Origin of the sequence: Leptothoe sp. PORK10 BA2, from assembly GCF_034932105.1 — a bacterium.
GTDB lineage: Bacteria > Cyanobacteriota > Cyanobacteriia > Phormidesmidales > Phormidesmidaceae > Leptothoe.
The window spans coordinates 1-16638 of record NZ_JAYGIG010000117.1 but is presented as its reverse complement, the minus strand read 5'-3'; the positions used below and the strand labels follow the sequence as shown (position 1 = coordinate 16638).

The following is a 16638-nucleotide window of genomic DNA, read 5'->3' as shown; positions in this document are numbered from 1 at the left end:
CAATATTGCGTAAACGACTAATTTGGTCCAAACTCGCCGCCGATTGCTTTCCTTTTTGGCCAAAGCAAACGGCCATCGGATGCTCCCACTGGTCAAAAAATTCCATCAGTACTTCGCGATCTCGACCACTCAAACTATTTTTAGTCTTAATCGACCGATAAAGCTGTTTGTCAGGTACCGCTTGCGGTTGGGTCAACGCCTCTCGGTCCAGGGTGCTCCACTGCTCCGCTAGTAAGGGAGGCAGCATCCCCAGGGTATATTTGCGCTGTGGACCCAGCTCAATGCCACCAATCGCTGACATCCCCTCCAACCGCACAAAATCATACAGATCTAAGAAAAACGGCTGCATCACTTCCCGCTCCACCGCAAAACTTAGGCGAATGCCAGCCTCAGAGTAGTCTGCAATATCTGGATCGGCGCCATCGGACTGCAGCATGTGATGGTTGCGGTAGGCCGCACAGATATCCTTTTGTGAGTCTGGCTGAATACAAAACCACACACCGTCCCCCAGGGCATGGCGCACCTCTTGCTTAATCTCATTCGGGGCCGGTGGCGGCACAGTCCGCTGCGGTCTCTCCGTTTGCAGCTGCACAATGTGGGCTTCTTGGTCGGCAATCGCCACCTGCTTTTGCTGCAGCTCCGCTTGCAGCGTTTGAAATGCCGTCTGTTTTTCAGCAGATAGCTGGGTAATTTTGTCTTCTAAAATTTGAATTTGCTGATGTAGGTTAGCAATTTGCCCATCCTTTTCCGTCAGCAGCTGATCCTTTTCCGCCAACAGATCATCCTTATGGATCAGTAAGCTGGTTTTCTGCTTGATTTCCAGGGCATTTAGCCCCGCCCGCAACAGGTTAAAGTAATAGGTATCCGATAGATCAACAACCTCAGGATTCTCCCCCGGAGCATAAAGCACTCCCCGCCGCTGGGTCAGTTGGACAACGAGTACCTGGCCTTCCCCATTGCGAATCTTCAGTTCTGGGGAATTGTTATCCTGTTCAATGGTGCTGATATACCGCCGTTTGCAATAAAAGAACTCCGCATGGAGCGCAGATGGGTCAGGAGCGGCCGACGGATGCACCTGACCGGACTGGGATGAAATGGCGGTGGGTGCTACGGGGAGAGCAACCTCAGCAACCTTAGGATTACCCAGAATCGGCGGTAGCTCTGGAGCTGGAGATACTGGTAGAGATAGAGTTGGAGATATTGGCGGAGATCCCGTTGGGGATATGACTGGGCTATCTGTTGGGCCATTTGTTGGATTATCTATTAAGCCATTAGTCTCTGACCAAGGTGGGATGGAATCCGCGGCTAAGGTAGGCTGTGCCAACTTTATGCCCACCAGCTCGAGCTCGATGGACCGTCGCCCTTGCCATTCATTCAACCGAATTTTATAGGCGATATCCACCTGACGCGGCAGGGGATGATACTCTGCCCAGCGCCAAGCCAAGGCCTTAATAGACGTTACCTGACGGGTCTCGGGATGGGTGTGGGCCAGGGTGAGTTTTAGATGCTTCCGGTCTTTGCCAATAATCTGCTGCTCCACCACATTCACCATAGGGGTCCAAAAGACCGGCTCATTGTTTTGAATTCCACAGGGATGGAGACAATCAATTTGTTCGTAGAGAGAGAGCGTAATATCCGCTAGATTGGCCTGGGCATCAACGGTGATCAACGGTTTGAGAAATTCTGGCTGTAGCTGCTGACAGGCCACATGGCTAAGGCGAGCCTTGACCTGGCGGAGATTTTTTGCTGCAAAGGTAAAGCCCCCAGCAGCTCGGTGGCCACCATACTTACCCAACAGATCATCACAGGCCTGTAACGCTTCAAAAACATCAAATTCAGGAATGCTGCGGGCGGAGCCACGAATCTCTTTTTTGTCCTTATCCTCATAGGTGCCAATGAACACGGGCACGCCATAGCGCTCCACTAAACGGGAGGCCACAATGCCAATCACGCCATGGTGCCACTCGGGTTGGACCACCACCAACACTCGCTCTTTTTGTAGATTGAGTTTCCCCTGGGCCTGTTGTTCCTCACACCAGGCCACCGCCTGGGTTTCAATCAGCTCACACATGCGCTGTCGAAGAGTGTTAGTCTCTTCGCACTGCATGGCCCGCTGCAGCGCTGTCCCCACATCCTCGGTGGTGAGCATGTCGATCACAATTTGAGGATCGGCAATGCGCCCTACTGCATTGATCCGTGGCCCCAGGCGAAAGCCAATGGCCTCGGGCTTCAACGCTTTGTTCTCCTGGGCCAATCCCGCCACTTCAATCAGGGCCTGAATACCAGGGATGCGAGACTTGGGCAACAGCTGTAGTCCTCGCCTCACCCAGCGGCGATTCACCCCGACCAGGGGGGCCAGATCTGCAATGGTGCCCAGGGTGAACAACTCCAAGGAAGATGCGGTGAGATCCTGGGTGCGTTGTAGGGCCTGGGCCAGGCACACCGCCAGAATGTAGGCCACCCCCACGCCAGCCACACCATAGTAGGGAGAACTGGATGGCAACAGCTTGGGGTTGAGAATCGCTTGGGCCGGGGGCAGCTGTTCGGGCAGATCATGGTGATCGGTAATAATCACCGTGAGACCCAATTCCACCGCCCTGGCAATGGGTTCATAGGCCGCAATGCCGTTATCCACCGTGAGAATCAGTCCGATGCCATCGGCATGGAAGTCTTCCACAATGCGGGTGTTGATGCCATAGCCCTCTGCCATGCGGCTAGGAATGGCATAGTGGGCATCGGCCCCTAGGTGCCACAGTGCCCGCAGCAGCAGGGCCGTACTGGTCATGCCATCGGCATCATAGTCACCACAAATGGCAATTTTTTGGCCCTGGGCAATGGCAATGGTCAAGAACTCAACACTTTGGGCCAGATCGGGAAACTCATCCAGCGGTGACGGCAGCTGCTGGGTTTCTGGGTCGAGGTACAGCCATGCCTGTTCTGGCGTGTGAATGCCTCGGTTGATCAATACCTGGGCGATCAGGGGTGACAGCTGAGTGACGGTGGCCATCCGCTGCGCCTGCGGTGCTTGGGGCGGAAAAATTTGCCAGCGCTGTTGAGGAATCCGTGGCTGGACGGATTCTGGGGTGACGAGGGAAGTAGCGTTGGTCTTGGTCAAAGCCCGGTTTACAGCAGTGGTGGAACGTGGAAGGGTTGGAAGTTTGGGGATTTTACGGGTATGGGTGCTGGCTTAGCTGCTCAAGAGTATCGAGCATGGGGAATTAATACAAGCATTTTCTGCTGCATTATTCCCTTTAAATCAAGTCATCCCTAGGCGGCAAAACTGATCACCCAAAATGGATCATGCACAGCGCCAAACCTTTTCCTTAATATAGTTCATATGAACTAATCACGATCCTGATTATCGACCGACTAATTTGGCTGGGGTAGGTCGGGCTTTTTGGGTGGTGCTGTACAAACGGTAGGTATTGGCCCGACGGGTGTCTAGGTCATCTTCCGCCAGACGCTCTACATAGTTGACTTTGACCTCTTCGAGGAAATCATTCACCAACACCTGCAATTCCTGGAGGGTATTACCCTGCTGCAATTCATCACGAAAATGTTGGCCAAAGCTGCCGAGCAATTTGCCCATTAGCTCAGAACCCTTATCGTCGGCTAGGGCCTGTTTGAGAGTGCTGTAGAGATTTTTGGATACCTCCGCTGAGATTTGCTGGGTTAATTGCTCGGAGATATTGGTAAACCCTGGTAACAGGCTGAGCCCCTTATAGGCAGGTGCTTGGGAGACAGCCCCGGTGACACTGTGGCTGAGCACGGCATCGATCTCCGGTTTGATTTCGGGGAGGATTTTGTTCACCACAATATCGGTAAGCCGTTTGGTAATGGTTTGTACTTCATCGACATTATTGAGATCGATGTAGTTTTCTGGGCCGGAGGTGAGTTCAAAGACCCAGCGGCTAAGTTGTCCAGCTTTGATCAGGTTTTGGGCCTGATCAATCATGCGGAGAAAGACGACTTCGGTGAGTTCTACGGCAAATTGGCTGATCAGGATGCGGTTGATCCGTCCCTGGATGGGGTCTAAGTGGGAGAGTTGGGCCTGGTTGGAGCGGATTACGACGGGCACTACCCGCAGCCAGCGCCAAAAGGGTAAAAACAACGGCAGGTCATAAATGCGCCACAGCATGGCATCAAACCAGGTGGTGTTGGGATGGCGACGGCTGAGAAAATAGGTGCGGGCGAGAAACTCGGTGGCAAAGAGGAGGATAAAGGGCAGATCAATGATCCAAAATCGATCGGTGGGTAAACCGTTAAAGCCAATGCCTCGCCAGTAGTTGGTTTCGATGCGGGGGCGGATTTGGGTGTCGAAAAAGTCTAGTTCCTGAGCCCAGCCCTGTTGTAGATAGTCTGGGCTCCAAAAGGTGCGAAAGGCTTCTTTGGAAGAGCTGTCCTGGGCGGTGCGATCGCGCATTTCCTTTTTAATCCGTTCCAGGGTGCCAGACTTATTGGCTACGGCAAACGGGTTTTCGTCAATTAGGTTACTGCTGCTGGAGCGCAGGTTCGCTAGCTGCTGTTTGGCCGTCCGTGAGTCCAGTCCCTCGGCTTCTAGGGTAGCTTTGAGGGCATCCACCTCGGCCAGGTAGTCGGTGGTGACGCGGTGTTCTTCAATACCTTTGAAGGTTTTGCCGTACCAGGTGGTGGGCCCTGGCAGGGTTTTGTAGTAGAGGTCGCGAAAGCGGATGTAGCTGAGGTCGAAGGCGACTAGGAGGAGGTTTGCGGTTGCGATCGCAACCATCAATCGTTCAAACCACAGCTGAAACGTACGACGGCGGGTAGATCTGGAAAAAGCCATAGCAGGGGGGCAACAGAGCACACATAAACCACGTCCAAGATGAAACTGGTCAATGGTTCTAGGCCAAACGACCGTTCTGGATGTACATGGGGGTGCCTTTAGCCTAGCGGTCCATTGCAGCCAGGGGACAGAACCCACGATAGACTTAAGCAAGTCACGAAATATTACGTAACAAATGTGTAGGGGCGCTCCATGCAGCACCCCTACAGTACCAATGCTGGACTTGTATACATTTTTCAACCCGAATCTACCCATGACCATCGCCGCTGCCCCCGCCATTGGTAATACTTGGACCTGGCGCAACTACACCATCTACTACGTGCAGGCGGGGGAACCCCGTTTGGATCGGCCACCGCTGCTGCTAGTCCATGGGTTTGGGGCTTCCACTGACCACTGGACTAAAAATATCGCCGAGCTCCAGTCGGACTTTGAAGTTTGGGCCATCGACCTGATTGGCTTTGGTCGTTCGTCAAAGCCGTCCAAGGGCTATAGCTCCGACCTCTGGCGCGATCAGCTGAGCGACTTTACTGAGCAAGTGATCGGTCGTCCGGCGGTATTGGCGGGGAACTCCATTGGTGGTTACAGCTGCTTATTTACGGCGGCGACTCGGCCCCAGTGGGTAAAGGGGGCGGTGCTGCTGAATGGAGTCGGTTCCTTTAAGGATCAGATGCCTGTGGAAGAGCCCAGTCCGTTTAAGCAGGCACTGGGTGAACTAATTAAGACCGTCATTTTGAGTCCGGTGCCCAGCTGGTGTATTTTCCAGTTTGTAAAAAAGAAGTCTTACATTCGCAAGACGCTGCAGCAGGTGTATGTGAACAAGGCAGCGGTGACGGAGGAACTGGTGGAAAACATTTTTCGTCCCGCGACTGAGCCAGAAGCACCAGCGGCCTTTGCGGCGTTATTTAAGGCTCCGAGGGGGGAGCGGGTAGACGTATTGTTGTCGCAGTTGGAGCGGCCTTTATTGTTGTTATGGGGTACCCAGGACCCTTGGATGAACTGCGAGGAACGCAGTGGGTTATTTCAAAAGTATTACGACAATATTGAGGAGCATTTTCTAGAGGCGGGCCATTGTCCCCACGATGATCGGCCTGAATTAGTGAATCCATTGGTGAGGAATTGGGTGCTCGAAACGGTCATGGCGGGTGATTAACTGTTGGCGACCTTACTGGCGTCAAAACTGTGTCCCACGGGTATAGCGCCAATGCCAGGGCTCTTGCTCTCCGGCCGGGTTACCCTGGGGGTAAGACAGCTCAAAACCATAATTCTTGGCATATCGCTTGAGCCACCGATACCCATCGGTTTGAGCAAAGCTGGGATCCCAATCGGTACTCTCCTCGGCATTTTTGTCGCCCATGGCGATGGCATACCCCGTGTGGTAGTCGCTTTGCTTGAGCCACTGTTGGAGATTGATGCCCGTATCCTTGGGCAGAGCTTTGCGCTGATCGGCCAAGGACATATACCCTGCCAAGGGTATTAGCTCCACCCCTTCCGCTTCAGCGGCGGCAACCATTTCCCAAAAGGCTTCTACCACCTCAGGTCTGGTTTGGATACTGCCATCCTCTAGCAGATCGACCAATTCCCTCGATTTAGCAGCCCCGCCTTGGGGTGTAGTAGCAGCTTTGACAGCATCCCAGCGATCATTCAGGGCACGGGCAGTCCATTGATAGCCCTTGACCCCAAATCCCACCATGACCAAAGCAACGGTGATAAAACCCATCACCTTCAAAATCAAACTGGAGGGAATTAGGGTAACGGGTTTTGTGGGTGTGGTATCGGTATACCGTGGAGCTTTGGCAGCAACATGGGTGGGTAGATCGCTGTCCTGTCTCAACTGGATCCCTGTGAGGATTTGTTCCAAACCTTTAAGCGCTTCTCTGGCATTGGGATAACGGTTGTTGGGATTGGGCTCAATCAGGCGTTTGATAAATGTTTCCAGGGATGGACTAATATTCCCATTGGACCATTGCACCTGTTGGGTGAGGGGATGCACCGGTAAGCGCTGGGGTGGGACATCCATCAGGACGGCAATCGCCACCATGCCAACGGAGTACAGGTCACTGGCATAACAGAGTTTTCCCCGTGCTTGTTCCGGGGCAATGTAGCCAGCTGTGCCGACATTAACGGTGGCGGTCATCTGACCGTTGCCATCAATTTGGCTATGGCTCAGCTCCTTGACCACGCCAAAGTCGATCAAAAAGATGTCACCATTGCTCGTCTGCCGAATCAGGTTAGCGGGCTTGATATCGCGGTGAATCATCCGATGCTGATGGACAAAGGCGAGCACCCTGAGAATATCTTTGAGGAGTTTAGTCACATAACCTTCGTCCAGGGGTTTACCTTCCCTGATTTCTTGGCTCAGGTTATGCCCCTGGATCAGTTCTTGGGCAATGTAAAACCGGTTGCCTTCATCAAAATAAGCCAAGAGCTGAGGAATATGGGAATGCCTGCCAATTTTTTCCAGGGTGCGGGCCTCCTGTTGAAACATCTCCAGGATTTTTGGATTCGTATGGATCAGTTCTTTGATCACACATTCTGGCTGACTGGGCTGGTGATGATCGATTGCCCGGTAGGTAATGCCGTAGCCACCCTGATCTAAAATTTGCAATATTTCAAAACGATTGACAAGCTTCATAGTGGCTGGGTAGCTGGGTCTGGTTAATATTGTCTGCTGAACGTTGGCAAGGGTCGTTTAACCCATAGAATTCCTTTTAGTCCCTTTTAGTCGTTTATACAGAGAGCAATTGTCCATGATTGGCAGCAATAGGCATGTATTCCCGTTTGCATTGGTTGCAGTTGTGGCCACTATTACTGGTCAGGATGCTGTCAATCGGCCCGTACAAGCACAGTCTAGCCCGCCGATTGTGTGCAATTATGACCCCAACACGGGGACGCCGAATCCCTTAGGGATGCGAGCATTTATTACCCTGACGGAAACCGAGGGTACGACCGAGGTGCTCTATGAGCAGTTTGGCTCGGTGGTACCTGGTCCGGCAGAAGCGGTGCTGACGACAGAGCGAGCGCTGACTTTTCCGAATCAGTCCATTGACGCTGTCCGTCAGTTGTTGCTCAATAGCCCCGATTACTATCAAGCATTGGTGGGGTTTACTGATCCTGACGGGTTCGCTGCGGTCGATGCCACATTGATTTGCCAGGCAGAGGCGGTGACCAATCAGCCTTTCACTCCGCGTCCTACGACTACGCCAAGTCCCAGCACGTCCCAGCCTCGCCAGGGCCCATCGGCAACGGCAGAGCTGCCGGACCTGGGTGGGAATCCCAGGGCAGACTTACCTGTCCTAGGCAATGGCACCACCGGTGAAGCAGCGAGTGGTGGGGAGGAGGAGGACACAACGCCCACGTTCTACGACACGATTGCGGGTCTGGCCGATGGGAACTATCGCTATGTATCCGGCCCAGCGGAGGTGGCTCGGGTTTATTCCAATCAAGAATTGCTCAATCGGGGTGGAGTGCTGTTTATCTTTCGCAAAACGGGGGATGAAATCATCGGCTCCTATGGCTATATCGATGGGGAAGCCATCTGTGTGACCGGTCGCGTCAGTGGTAACACCATCAGCGGCCAAGCCTATCCCAATGATGGCGTGGCCAGTGATCTAGGGGAAAACTTTACGGCTTGGGGGCCTGCTAGATTTTTACGGGTGCGGCGGACCCTTGGTGACGAGGGCGATCGCTATTACAGTAGCGCCATCCTGGAACTAAATGATTTTTCGAGAATTAATGCAGGGTCGTCCCTGCCCCCTAGCAGTTGCTAGTAGGTTTGGCTTGTATGGGTAGTGGGCTTGTATGGGTGTTAGCTGGCCTGGGTGTTATGTAGAAGCAATGAGCTGATCGAGGGCGGTCTGCATCTGTTCGACCACCTGGCCATAGCATTGCTGCACATAGTCACTATCCTTAGCGGCAGCGCGCCCCGTGCGCTCAAACACAATGGGGGAGCACACGCGGGTGTGGATGGGATGGGGCCATGGAATGTGGGGCACGGGACCGATGGCTAGCCCCCAGGGTAGCCCCAGGAAGATGGGAAATACTTCTGGATCAATGCCTTGAAACCAAGGTAATAGACCTTTCTGGTTTAACCATTGGGCCTGTTTGTAAAAGTCGTTCAATACGATAAAGGTGTCGTGGGCTCCTCGGGAGATGACGGGAACAATGGGCACATTCTCCCTGAGGGCCAGTTTGATAAAGCCGGTGCGACCCATGAGTTGGATCTGGTGACGTTGGTGGTGGGGCCGGAAGACGTCTTGGGCACCACCGGGAAAGACGAGGACGCTGGCACCGCGTTGGAGGGCTGCGATCGCAAACTTAGGCTGAGCTGGCACTGCCCCACACTGGGCCCCTAACCGGGCCAACCAAGGCGTTACCTGCCAGACCTTAGGATGCATCAAACCATACATCGGTCGTTCATAGCCAAAGCGACGAAACCAATCCACCATCAACATCACCATATCGGGGGCAGCCAGGCCGCCATTATGGGACCCCACAAAAAGCGCCTGTTTGGGCACATGGTGCCACCCATCTGTCCGGGTCTGGAAATAGTGATCGTAAGCCCATTCCCACTTGGGCATGAGGGACTCGATGATTTTAGGGTCACGTTGGGCCAGCGCTGCTTCAACAGTGTGGCTGCTACTGGGCATAAAACTCATTTCAATCAGGGCAGCCCCTAGCCTATCGAAAATTGGTAAATCTACTCGTCAAGATTTGGCCGATGGGAAAAAAAGTCCTGAACAGCCGACCAAAGCTGGGATAGTTAAATGATTTGCCAGCCAAAATGCTGATGGAGACAAAAAGGGCCCCCTTGCAATCGGTGATTGAAAGAGCCTAGATACAAAAAGGGCCCCCGTACAATCGGTGATTGAAAGAGCCTGAATACAAAAAGGGCCCCCAGCCGAGCAGTGCAGAGGATGAGCCTGAATGCAAAAAGGGCCCCCTTGCAATCGGTGATTGAAAGAGCCTAGATACAAAAAGGGCCCCCACCGAAGTGGGAGCCGCAGTAAGCGTTATTCCTTAATGACTTGATTGTGCCAGGGAAACTTGGTCTGGGTTGTGACGATGATCATGCCCTAGCCGTGTTTAAGTTCATATCCCTAGGCGAATCTATCCGGTACTAATCTTGCCAAGGGCTTGTAGAGCGGCTTTATCCGCTAGAAAAGATCTACCATATAGACACTAGCGCTGTGAAGACGCCGTTAGTGCAGATATGTATTCTAGGTCCCTAAGCCCATGCAATTGCTGAACCGTTTGCTCGGTCGTAACCCCGACGCAGTCAAGGCTAATGTGGAAATTTACACATGGCAGGCCTGTCCCTACTGCATTCGCGCCAAACTACTGCTGTGGTGGAAGGGTGTGCCATTTCAGGAATATAAAATCGATGGCGATGAGACCGCTCGCGCCAAAATGACAGAACGATCCAACCAGCGCCGCAGTGTGCCCCAGATTTTTATCAATGATCGCCACATTGGTGGCTGCGATGATCTCTATGCCCTCGACGGCCAAGGTCAGCTCGATCCCCTTTTAATCGAAACCGCATCGTAGGGTGGGCACAGCCCTCTAATCCAAGGGCACAACCCACCATTCTGCAAATCATCGCAACACCTGAGGCAGGAAAAAATTGGCAAATTTCCGCATCGGCTGTGCCGTATGGGCCTACAAAGAATGGCTCGGAGACTTCTACCCGGCAGGCAGTCGCCCGACCAATTTTCTGCAACTCTACGGTGAACGCATGACCTGTGTGGAAGGCAACGCCACTTTCTACTCGATTCCTACCCCAGATACCGTGCAACGCTGGGCCGACCAGACCCCAGAAACATTTCGCTTTTGTCCAAAACTGCCGCGCCCGGTCACCCACGACGGCCCCTTGATGCCACAGCTGCCTAAGGCATTGGATTTTCTCTCCCTGATGCAAGGATTAGGACCCCGTCTGGGGCCAATTTTTGCCCAGTTACCTCCCCGGTATAGTCCAGCCTCGTTTACTGACCTGACTCAGTTTGTTACCAATTGGCCCCATAAATCCCATCCATTAGCGGTGGAAGTACGCCATTTAGATTGGTTTCGCTCTCCCCAAGCTAACCGGCTAGATGCTTTATTGACACAGTTTGGCGTGGGTCGAGTGTTGTTGGATAGCCGACCGATTTTTACCTGGAGTAATCCGGCGGACGATCCGCAGTTAAAATCAGAGCGCAAAAAGCCTCAGGTCCCTTTACTGGCAGGGGCAACGGCAGATTTTGTTTTGGTGCGCTATATCAGTCATCCCGAACTGGATCGCAATCGTGATTTTTTGGCAGGCTGGGTGCAACGGGTTGGGGAGTGGCTGACCCAAGGATTATCGGTTTACTTTTTTGTTCACTGTCCGATTGAGGCTAAATCACCTGCGATCGCACATTATTTTCAGACCCAATTAGAACAAGCAGGGGTGGATGTGCCCCCCTTGCCCTGGTCGTTAATTCAAGTACCACCTCAGCAGTTGGACCTATTTGGCTAGGAGTGCCTTTACGAAGAGATCAGAAGATATACAAGTATTGTTTGGGTTGAGGCGAGGGGTGATGCATCAACGCCACCCCGAGTTAAGACATGGGAGATCATCGTGGTTTTCACATCCTTATGACCGAGCAGCCCCTGGATGATCCGAATGTCGTAGCCATTTTCCAGCAAATGGGTGACAAAACTGTGATGAAACGTATGGCAACTCACCCGCTTATGAATTCCAGCTTTATGCACGGCCTGCTTAATTGCTTTTTGTAGACCACTCTCATGCAAATGATAGCGGCGTACGATCCCACTGCGGAGATCTTTAGAAACTCGTTCGGTTGGAAACACAAATTGCCAAATCCACTGCCGATCAGCATTAGGATGTTTACGTTCCAGGGCAAAAGGCAAATAAACCGAGCCATACCCGAGCTCTAAATCTTGCCGATGCTGTCGCTTGACACCATGTAAATGACTATTCCAATCCTCGACTAAGCTGTCTGGGAGCAAGGTAATTGGACTTTCCCCACCTTTGGTATCTCGGACCACTATCTGCTGCCGGGCAAAATCTAGATCCTTAACTCATAACCGTAACACCTCGTTTAACCGTAGTCCGTTGCCATTGAGAAGTGTGACGACTAACAGATAAACTCCTGATAGATGCTGAATCACAGCCTTGACCTCTACTTGGTTGACGCGCCGAGAATCGCCCCCATCCAACCCACTGAGCCGCCTCATTTGGGCAACACCCAACCGCTGAAGCTGGGCAATGATCGAGTTGTATGGACGAAATTGATGGGATAACTAGAGAGATTTCTATGGAGAAAAGTCGTTCTTAGTGGCGACCCCGCAATCATAGCGATCCGGATTGGCGTAAAGTGAAAAAGACAACGATAAATTAATCGTTTCAATGCTCTAAGGCATGCGGGACTCCTGCTTGCTGCAGTGATGATTGTCATGGCAGGGTGTACTGTGCCCCCACTGTGTCAGTGCCCGGTTCCAAACCCGCATTCAACCGTGAGGGATCGCTCCTGTGTTAGAAGCCTTTGTTTTTGCCACGATATTGCTGGGATTTTTCGGTGTTATCCTGAAAAAAAATTTGGTGATGAAAATCATCTCCATGGATGTCATGAGCACTGGGGTGATTGGCTATTACGTTGTTGTTGCGGCGAGAAATGGGCTGTTTTCGCCAATTGTGGATAGCGCTTCGCGCGACGAAGTCGTTCGCCCAGTGGCCTATGCCGACCCGGTACCCCAGGCCGTTATTTTGACGGCGATCGTCATTGGCCTTTCAATTCAGGCATTGATGCTGGTGGGGGTGATGAAACTAGCGCGGGATAATCCCACCCTAGAAACCAGCGAAATTGAAAAGGGCAACACACCATGATCACTCAGATGATAATCGCCCAGACGCTCCTCGGCCAGACAACGAACGCTCAGGCGATGACCAACCAGACTGTGCTAACCCTGATCTGGATTGCCTTACCGTTTTTGGTGGGGTTCCTAATTTATTTACTGCCTCGGTTCGCTCGCCCGTTGGCGCTGATGGGTGCCTTAGTCTCTGTGGCCTATGCCGCGAAATTGTTTCTCGCCCCGGCCCCCCTGACGTTGCGACTGCTCGATCACTTTGGCGTGAGTTTAATCCTTGACCCACTGGCGGGGTTCTTTATTCTTACCAATGGGCTGGTCACAGCCGCCGTGATTTTTTATTGCTGGAGCAGCGCCAAAACGCCGTTTTTCTATGCCCAAACCCTGATTTTGCATGGCAGTGTGAATGCCTCTTTTGCCTGCTCTGATTTTGTCAGTTTATACGTGGCATTAGAGGTGATCAGCATTGCCACATTTTTGTTGATTGCCTATCCCCGGAGCGATCGCTCCCTTTGGGTGGGGTTGCGCTATTTATTTGTCAGCAATGTGGCGATGCTGTTTTATCTCGTGGGGGCGGTGTTGGTATATCAAACCCATCACTCCTTTGATTTTGCGGGGTTACGGGGGGCACCGACGGAGGCGATCGCCCTGATCTTCTTGGGGTTGCTCGTCAAGGGTGGCATTTTTGTCTCAGGGCTATGGCTGCCCCTCACCCACTCGGAGTCCGATTCTCCTGTGTCGGCCCTGATGTCGGGGATTGTGGTGAAGGCTGGGGTGTTACCGATGGTGCGCTGCGCCCTTCTGCTGGAAGAGATCGACCCCATGGTGCGGATTTTTGGCGTGGGGACGGCGGTGCTGGGGGTGGGCTATGCCGTGTTTGAAAAAGATGCCAAGCGAATGCTGGCATTTCACACGGTTTCGCAACTGGGATTTATTTTGGCTGCGCCGGAGGTGGGGGGCTTTTATGCGCTGACCCATGGCCTCGTGAAAGCGGCCCTGTTTTTGATCGTGGGCACCTTGCCCAGCCGCAATCTTAAGGAACTGCAACAGCAACCGTTGCACACACCGGTTTGGATTGCCTTGGCGATCGCCAGTTTTTCGATTTCGGGGTTCCCCCTACTGTCGGGCTTTGGAGCAAAGGTGTTGACCATGAAAAATCTCCTGCCCTGGCAGGTGATTGGCATGAACATTGCCGCTTTGGGGACGGCGATTTCCTTTGCAAAGTTTATCTTTCTGCCCCATCAACCCCAATCGCCCGAGTCTCGCCCAGCGCTTCAACCCGGTTTTTGGATAGCGATGCTGCTGTTAGTGGGGGGCCTATTTGCCGCCAATGTGGTCTACTACGATGCCTATAGCTGGGGCAATATCGCTAAACCCCTGGCGACCATTGGACTGGGCTGGGTGGCCTATTGGGTGATTTTTCGTCGCCTTGCGATCAAATTGCCCCGCATGTTGGAGGAATTTGACCATCTGATAGGCTTCATGGGTTTAAGTTTAATCCTAGTGTTTTGGATGGCATTGGCATAATGGGCGATATTATTTTGCGATTGGTGATTTGGTTCTTGCTCACGGCCAACTTTAGTCTGGCCAATATTCTCATTGGCATTGCCATTGCCCTGCTATTGCCCCGCGCTTCCACCTCCCATACCCGCTTAAAGGATCTGTTGTGGGGGCTGGGTAAAATTATTGTGGCGATTCCCCAAGCCTATCAAGAAGCCATTCAACTGATTCTGCAACCCCACACCGAAGAAGAAATTGTCATGGAGCGGGTGCAAGGTCGCCGTTCTCCAGGGCTGATCTTTTTGGATATTTTTCTAATTACCTTTACCCCTAAAACCACCGTTTTGAAATACTACGAAGACGGTTGGTACAAAGTTCATCATGTCAAGCGGAGGCAACGGTCATGAGTTTTTTGAACCTAGCATTGATGGCCATGATTGTGGCCTTACTGATTCCTCTCTATGAGGCGTGGCGAGATGAAGATATTTGGCAGACGATGCTGTCGCTCTCTAGCGTGTCTTGTAAGACAGCGGTGATGATTTTGCTGGTTTCGGTGCTTCGCGATGATTGGATGGTCGGGGTCGTCGGCGTGATTGTTTTAAGTGTGGGCAATGCTGGGTTTATGCTGCTGGCACATATTCTAAAACGATTGGGGGATGCATGATTGAGGGGTTCAGCTATGGCTGTATTGGTCTGGGGTTGGTGTTTTGGTTTTGGGGCACCTCGTTTTTGCTGAGTCGGCGATCGGTGCTGTTCAAGCTGCATAACCTATCGGTGTCAGATACGCTGGGTTCGATTGCGATTATTTTTGGCTTGCTCTTGCAGCGCCCCAGAGAATGGCCGTTGCTGTTGTTGGCTATTCTTTCGCTAACACTGTGGAACACTATGTTGGGCTATGTCCTGGCCTATTGTTCCAGCAGCGGTTTGATTAACCGCGATTTGCCCCCCCGGAGGCCGCCCAATGGATGATAGCTATATTTACATGATTACGGCATTACTGCCTTTGGCGGCGGCCATGCTGGTGTTTCAGGTTAACCCTTACCATGCGTTGGTGATTCGGGGGGTGTTGGGGGCGATCGCTGCTTTGGTGTACACCGTTCTGGGTGCGCCCGATGTGGCGCTGACCGAAGCGCTGGTTGGAACACTCTTGGCGATTACCCTCTATGCCGTGGCGGTGCGCTCGTCATTGGTTTTTCGGTTGGGGGTGCTAAAAGGGGAGGAGAATGAGGCTAAAGATGAAACCAATGCCGCTGATGCCGTGCCCCTCCAGCAATTGGTCAATTCCTTAACCGAAGTGTTTAGGGAATATCACCTGCGGGTTGAACTCGTGCCCTATTGCGATCGCGAAGAACTGCATCGGGCATTGATGGAAAAAGAAGTTCATGCCACTTGCGATCGCGGATCTGTTGTTGAAGAAGGGGAGGCGATTAGTCGCCCAAATTCTCCAGTTTCTTACGACCCGCCCTATCGCACCACCACCCGACTACGCCGCCTCTATGACATTATGAACAGCGAATTCCTAGCCCCCATCACTCAGTTAAACTACATCGATCCGTCGGCGATTGGAGAGGTGAATTCATGAAATGGATTTATTTGATCGCGGGTATGGCGTTTTATATCAAAATGTTGTTTTTATCGAACCCTTCGCCCACGCTACCGTTCTCGATTGTGGATGCCGTCGCGCAAGATAGCGGTGTGCCCAATGTAGTATCGGGGATTATTCTTCGCAATCGGCTATACGATACGATTTTTGAGGTGATTGTATTCACAATCGCCATTATGGGATGTAATTTTTTATTGGCAAATGAACGTCCCCTCGGCCAAGTCTATCAATTCCCCGATCAATCCTCCATTCTGTTGGCGCGGTTAGGGGCAACTATTTCAGCCTTGGTGGGCCTTGAATTGGCCATTCGGGGGCACCTTAGTCCCGGCGGTGGCTTTGCGGCTGGAGTGGCGGGGGGAACGGCGATCGGGCTGATTGCAATGACGTCTTCGCCAGAGTGGATGCAGTCGATCTATCAGCGCTGGCACGCAGCCATTTGGGAGAAGATTTCGGTGTTAGTATTCGTACTGCTGTCGATGATCACCCTAGCCGGGGTGGAGCTGCCACACGGAGAAATGGGAGAACTGATCAGCGGTGGCATTGTCCCCATTTTGAATATTTTAGTGGCGATCAAAGTCGCCTTGGGATCGTGGGCTGTGGTTTTAATTTTCATTCGGTATCGGGGATTGTTATGAAGGGATGAGGGGCGGTTCTCTGAGAGACGGCAAAGCTGAACGCCCGCTAACCTCTGCGTGCACCGGACGGACTAGCTGCTCTGAAGCCTCGAAATCAAAAATATTTAATTATTTAACCTGAGTTCGGGTAACTACTCAGGCTGGGGTAGGAGAGTTATAGGGTTTCCAGAGAACAATCCCATGAGGGCATCCAGAACGTTATGCCCCTGTTTGCGTAGAGTGGATAGGTAACCGCGAATACGGCAGAACATCCG

The 16638-nt window shown here is 52.5% G+C and carries 14 protein-coding genes and 2 pseudogenes; 11 read left to right on the top strand and 5 right to left on the bottom strand.

The features are described 5' to 3' along the window. Positions 1-1321: 1321 nt before the first annotated feature. Positions 1322-3007, bottom strand: a pseudogene (recJ, locus tag VB741_RS26460) (single-stranded-DNA-specific exonuclease RecJ); the annotation flags it as partial. A 351-nt stretch (positions 3008-3358) separates the two neighbouring features. Continuing rightward, entirely contained in the window at positions 3359-4804 is a 1446-nt protein-coding gene (locus tag VB741_RS17085; protein WP_323366397.1) for a hypothetical protein, read from the bottom strand. A gap of 214 nt (positions 4805-5018) precedes the next feature. Between VB741_RS17085 and VB741_RS17080 the strand changes: the two genes are divergently transcribed. After that, positions 5019-5954 carry an alpha/beta fold hydrolase gene (locus VB741_RS17080; protein ID WP_323366396.1) on the top strand — a complete coding sequence of 312 codons (936 nt, stop codon included), beginning with the start codon at positions 5019-5021 and terminating at the stop codon, positions 5952-5954. Positions 5955-5975: 21 nt separating this feature from the next. On the opposite strand, the gene VB741_RS17075 is transcribed toward VB741_RS17080, so the two are convergent. Continuing rightward, positions 5976-7436: a protein kinase domain-containing protein gene (locus VB741_RS17075; RefSeq protein WP_323366395.1), complete on the bottom strand. Its 1461-nt coding sequence runs from the start codon at positions 7434-7436 to the stop codon at positions 5976-5978. Positions 7437-7599: 163 nt separating this feature from the next. On the opposite strand from VB741_RS17075, the gene VB741_RS17070 reads away from it, so the two are divergent. Then, positions 7600-8571 carry a hypothetical protein gene (locus tag VB741_RS17070; RefSeq protein ID WP_323366394.1) on the top strand — a complete coding sequence of 324 codons (972 nt, stop codon included), beginning with the start codon at positions 7600-7602 and terminating at the stop codon, positions 8569-8571. A gap of 54 nt (positions 8572-8625) precedes the next feature. Here the strand turns inward: VB741_RS17070 and VB741_RS17065 are convergent, their stop codons facing one another. After that, on the bottom strand, positions 8626-9450 hold the full coding sequence (locus VB741_RS17065; protein ID WP_323366393.1) for a lysophospholipid acyltransferase family protein: 825 nt from the start codon (positions 9448-9450) through the stop codon (positions 8626-8628). A 586-nt stretch (positions 9451-10036) separates the two neighbouring features. On the opposite strand from VB741_RS17065, the gene grxC reads away from it, so the two are divergent. Together grxC and VB741_RS17055 are read left to right on the top strand one after the other, a co-directional pair. Then, positions 10037-10348 carry a glutaredoxin 3 gene (gene grxC / locus VB741_RS17060; protein WP_323366392.1) on the top strand — a complete coding sequence of 104 codons (312 nt, stop codon included), beginning with the start codon at positions 10037-10039 and terminating at the stop codon, positions 10346-10348. Between the two features lie 76 nt (positions 10349-10424). Continuing rightward, positions 10425-11294: a DUF72 domain-containing protein gene (locus VB741_RS17055; RefSeq protein WP_323366391.1), complete on the top strand. Its 870-nt coding sequence runs from the start codon at positions 10425-10427 to the stop codon at positions 11292-11294. Between the two features lie 8 nt (positions 11295-11302). Here VB741_RS17055 and VB741_RS17050 read toward each other — a convergent pair. Continuing rightward, a pseudogene (locus tag VB741_RS17050) lies at positions 11303-11848 on the bottom strand (tyrosine-type recombinase/integrase); the annotation flags it as partial. A gap of 463 nt (positions 11849-12311) precedes the next feature. Here VB741_RS17050 and VB741_RS17045 point away from each other — a divergent pair. Genes VB741_RS17045 through VB741_RS17015 form a run of 7 tightly spaced genes read left to right on the top strand, consistent with a single transcriptional unit; the run spans position 12312 to position 16384 of the window. Next, positions 12312-12665: an NADH-quinone oxidoreductase subunit K gene (locus VB741_RS17045; protein WP_323366390.1), complete on the top strand. Its 354-nt coding sequence runs from the start codon at positions 12312-12314 to the stop codon at positions 12663-12665. A gap of 56 nt (positions 12666-12721) precedes the next feature. Then, complete coding sequence (locus VB741_RS17040; protein WP_442786382.1) at positions 12722-14173, top strand: cation:proton antiporter; 1452 nt, start codon at positions 12722-12724, stop codon at positions 14171-14173. After that, positions 14173-14553 carry a Na+/H+ antiporter subunit E gene (locus VB741_RS17035; protein ID WP_323366388.1) on the top strand — a complete coding sequence of 127 codons (381 nt, stop codon included), beginning with the start codon at positions 14173-14175 and terminating at the stop codon, positions 14551-14553. The genes VB741_RS17040 and VB741_RS17035 overlap by 1 nt, the downstream gene beginning before the upstream one ends. Further along, positions 14550-14810, top strand: coding sequence for a hypothetical protein (locus VB741_RS17030; RefSeq protein WP_323366387.1), 261 nt, complete (start codon positions 14550-14552; stop codon positions 14808-14810). Before VB741_RS17035 ends, VB741_RS17030 begins: the two co-directional genes overlap by 4 nt. Beyond that, the gene (locus tag VB741_RS17025; protein ID WP_323366386.1) at positions 14807-15115 is read left to right on the top strand and encodes a monovalent cation/H(+) antiporter subunit G; all 309 of its coding nucleotides are present in this window, start codon (positions 14807-14809) and stop codon (positions 15113-15115) included. The genes VB741_RS17030 and VB741_RS17025 overlap by 4 nt, the downstream gene beginning before the upstream one ends. Further along, on the top strand, positions 15108-15728 hold the full coding sequence (locus VB741_RS17020; protein ID WP_323366385.1) for a DUF4040 domain-containing protein: 621 nt from the start codon (positions 15108-15110) through the stop codon (positions 15726-15728). Before VB741_RS17025 ends, VB741_RS17020 begins: the two co-directional genes overlap by 8 nt. Continuing rightward, positions 15725-16384, top strand: coding sequence for a Na(+)/H(+) antiporter subunit B (locus VB741_RS17015; RefSeq protein WP_323366384.1), 660 nt, complete (start codon positions 15725-15727; stop codon positions 16382-16384). Before VB741_RS17020 ends, VB741_RS17015 begins: the two co-directional genes overlap by 4 nt. The last annotated feature ends 254 nt before the right edge of the window (positions 16385-16638 follow it).

Bases quoted from the DNA above. Each gene is read 5' to 3' on its own strand.
- VB741_RS17040 (WP_442786382.1), top strand. From the start codon at position 12,722: ATGACCAACCAGACTGTGCTAACCCTGATCTGGATTGCCTTACCGTTT.
- VB741_RS17025 (WP_323366386.1), top strand. From the start codon at position 14,807: ATGATTGAGGGGTTCAGCTATGGCTGTATTGGTCTGGGGTTGGTGTTT.
- VB741_RS17015 (WP_323366384.1), top strand. From the start codon at position 15,725: ATGAAATGGATTTATTTGATCGCGGGTATGGCGTTTTATATCAAAATG.
- VB741_RS17065 (WP_323366393.1), bottom strand. From the start codon at position 9,450: ATGCCCAGTAGCAGCCACACTGTTGAAGCAGCGCTGGCCCAACGTGAC.
- VB741_RS17035 (WP_323366388.1), top strand. From the start codon at position 14,173: ATGGGCGATATTATTTTGCGATTGGTGATTTGGTTCTTGCTCACGGCC.
- VB741_RS17085 (WP_323366397.1), bottom strand. From the start codon at position 4,804: ATGGCTTTTTCCAGATCTACCCGCCGTCGTACGTTTCAGCTGTGGTTT.
- VB741_RS17080 (WP_323366396.1), top strand. From the start codon at position 5,019: ATGCTGGACTTGTATACATTTTTCAACCCGAATCTACCCATGACCATC.
- VB741_RS17020 (WP_323366385.1), top strand. From the start codon at position 15,108: ATGGATGATAGCTATATTTACATGATTACGGCATTACTGCCTTTGGCG.
- VB741_RS17075 (WP_323366395.1), bottom strand. From the start codon at position 7,436: ATGAAGCTTGTCAATCGTTTTGAAATATTGCAAATTTTAGATCAGGGT.
- VB741_RS17030 (WP_323366387.1), top strand. From the start codon at position 14,550: ATGAGTTTTTTGAACCTAGCATTGATGGCCATGATTGTGGCCTTACTG.
- grxC (WP_323366392.1), top strand. From the start codon at position 10,037: ATGCAATTGCTGAACCGTTTGCTCGGTCGTAACCCCGACGCAGTCAAG.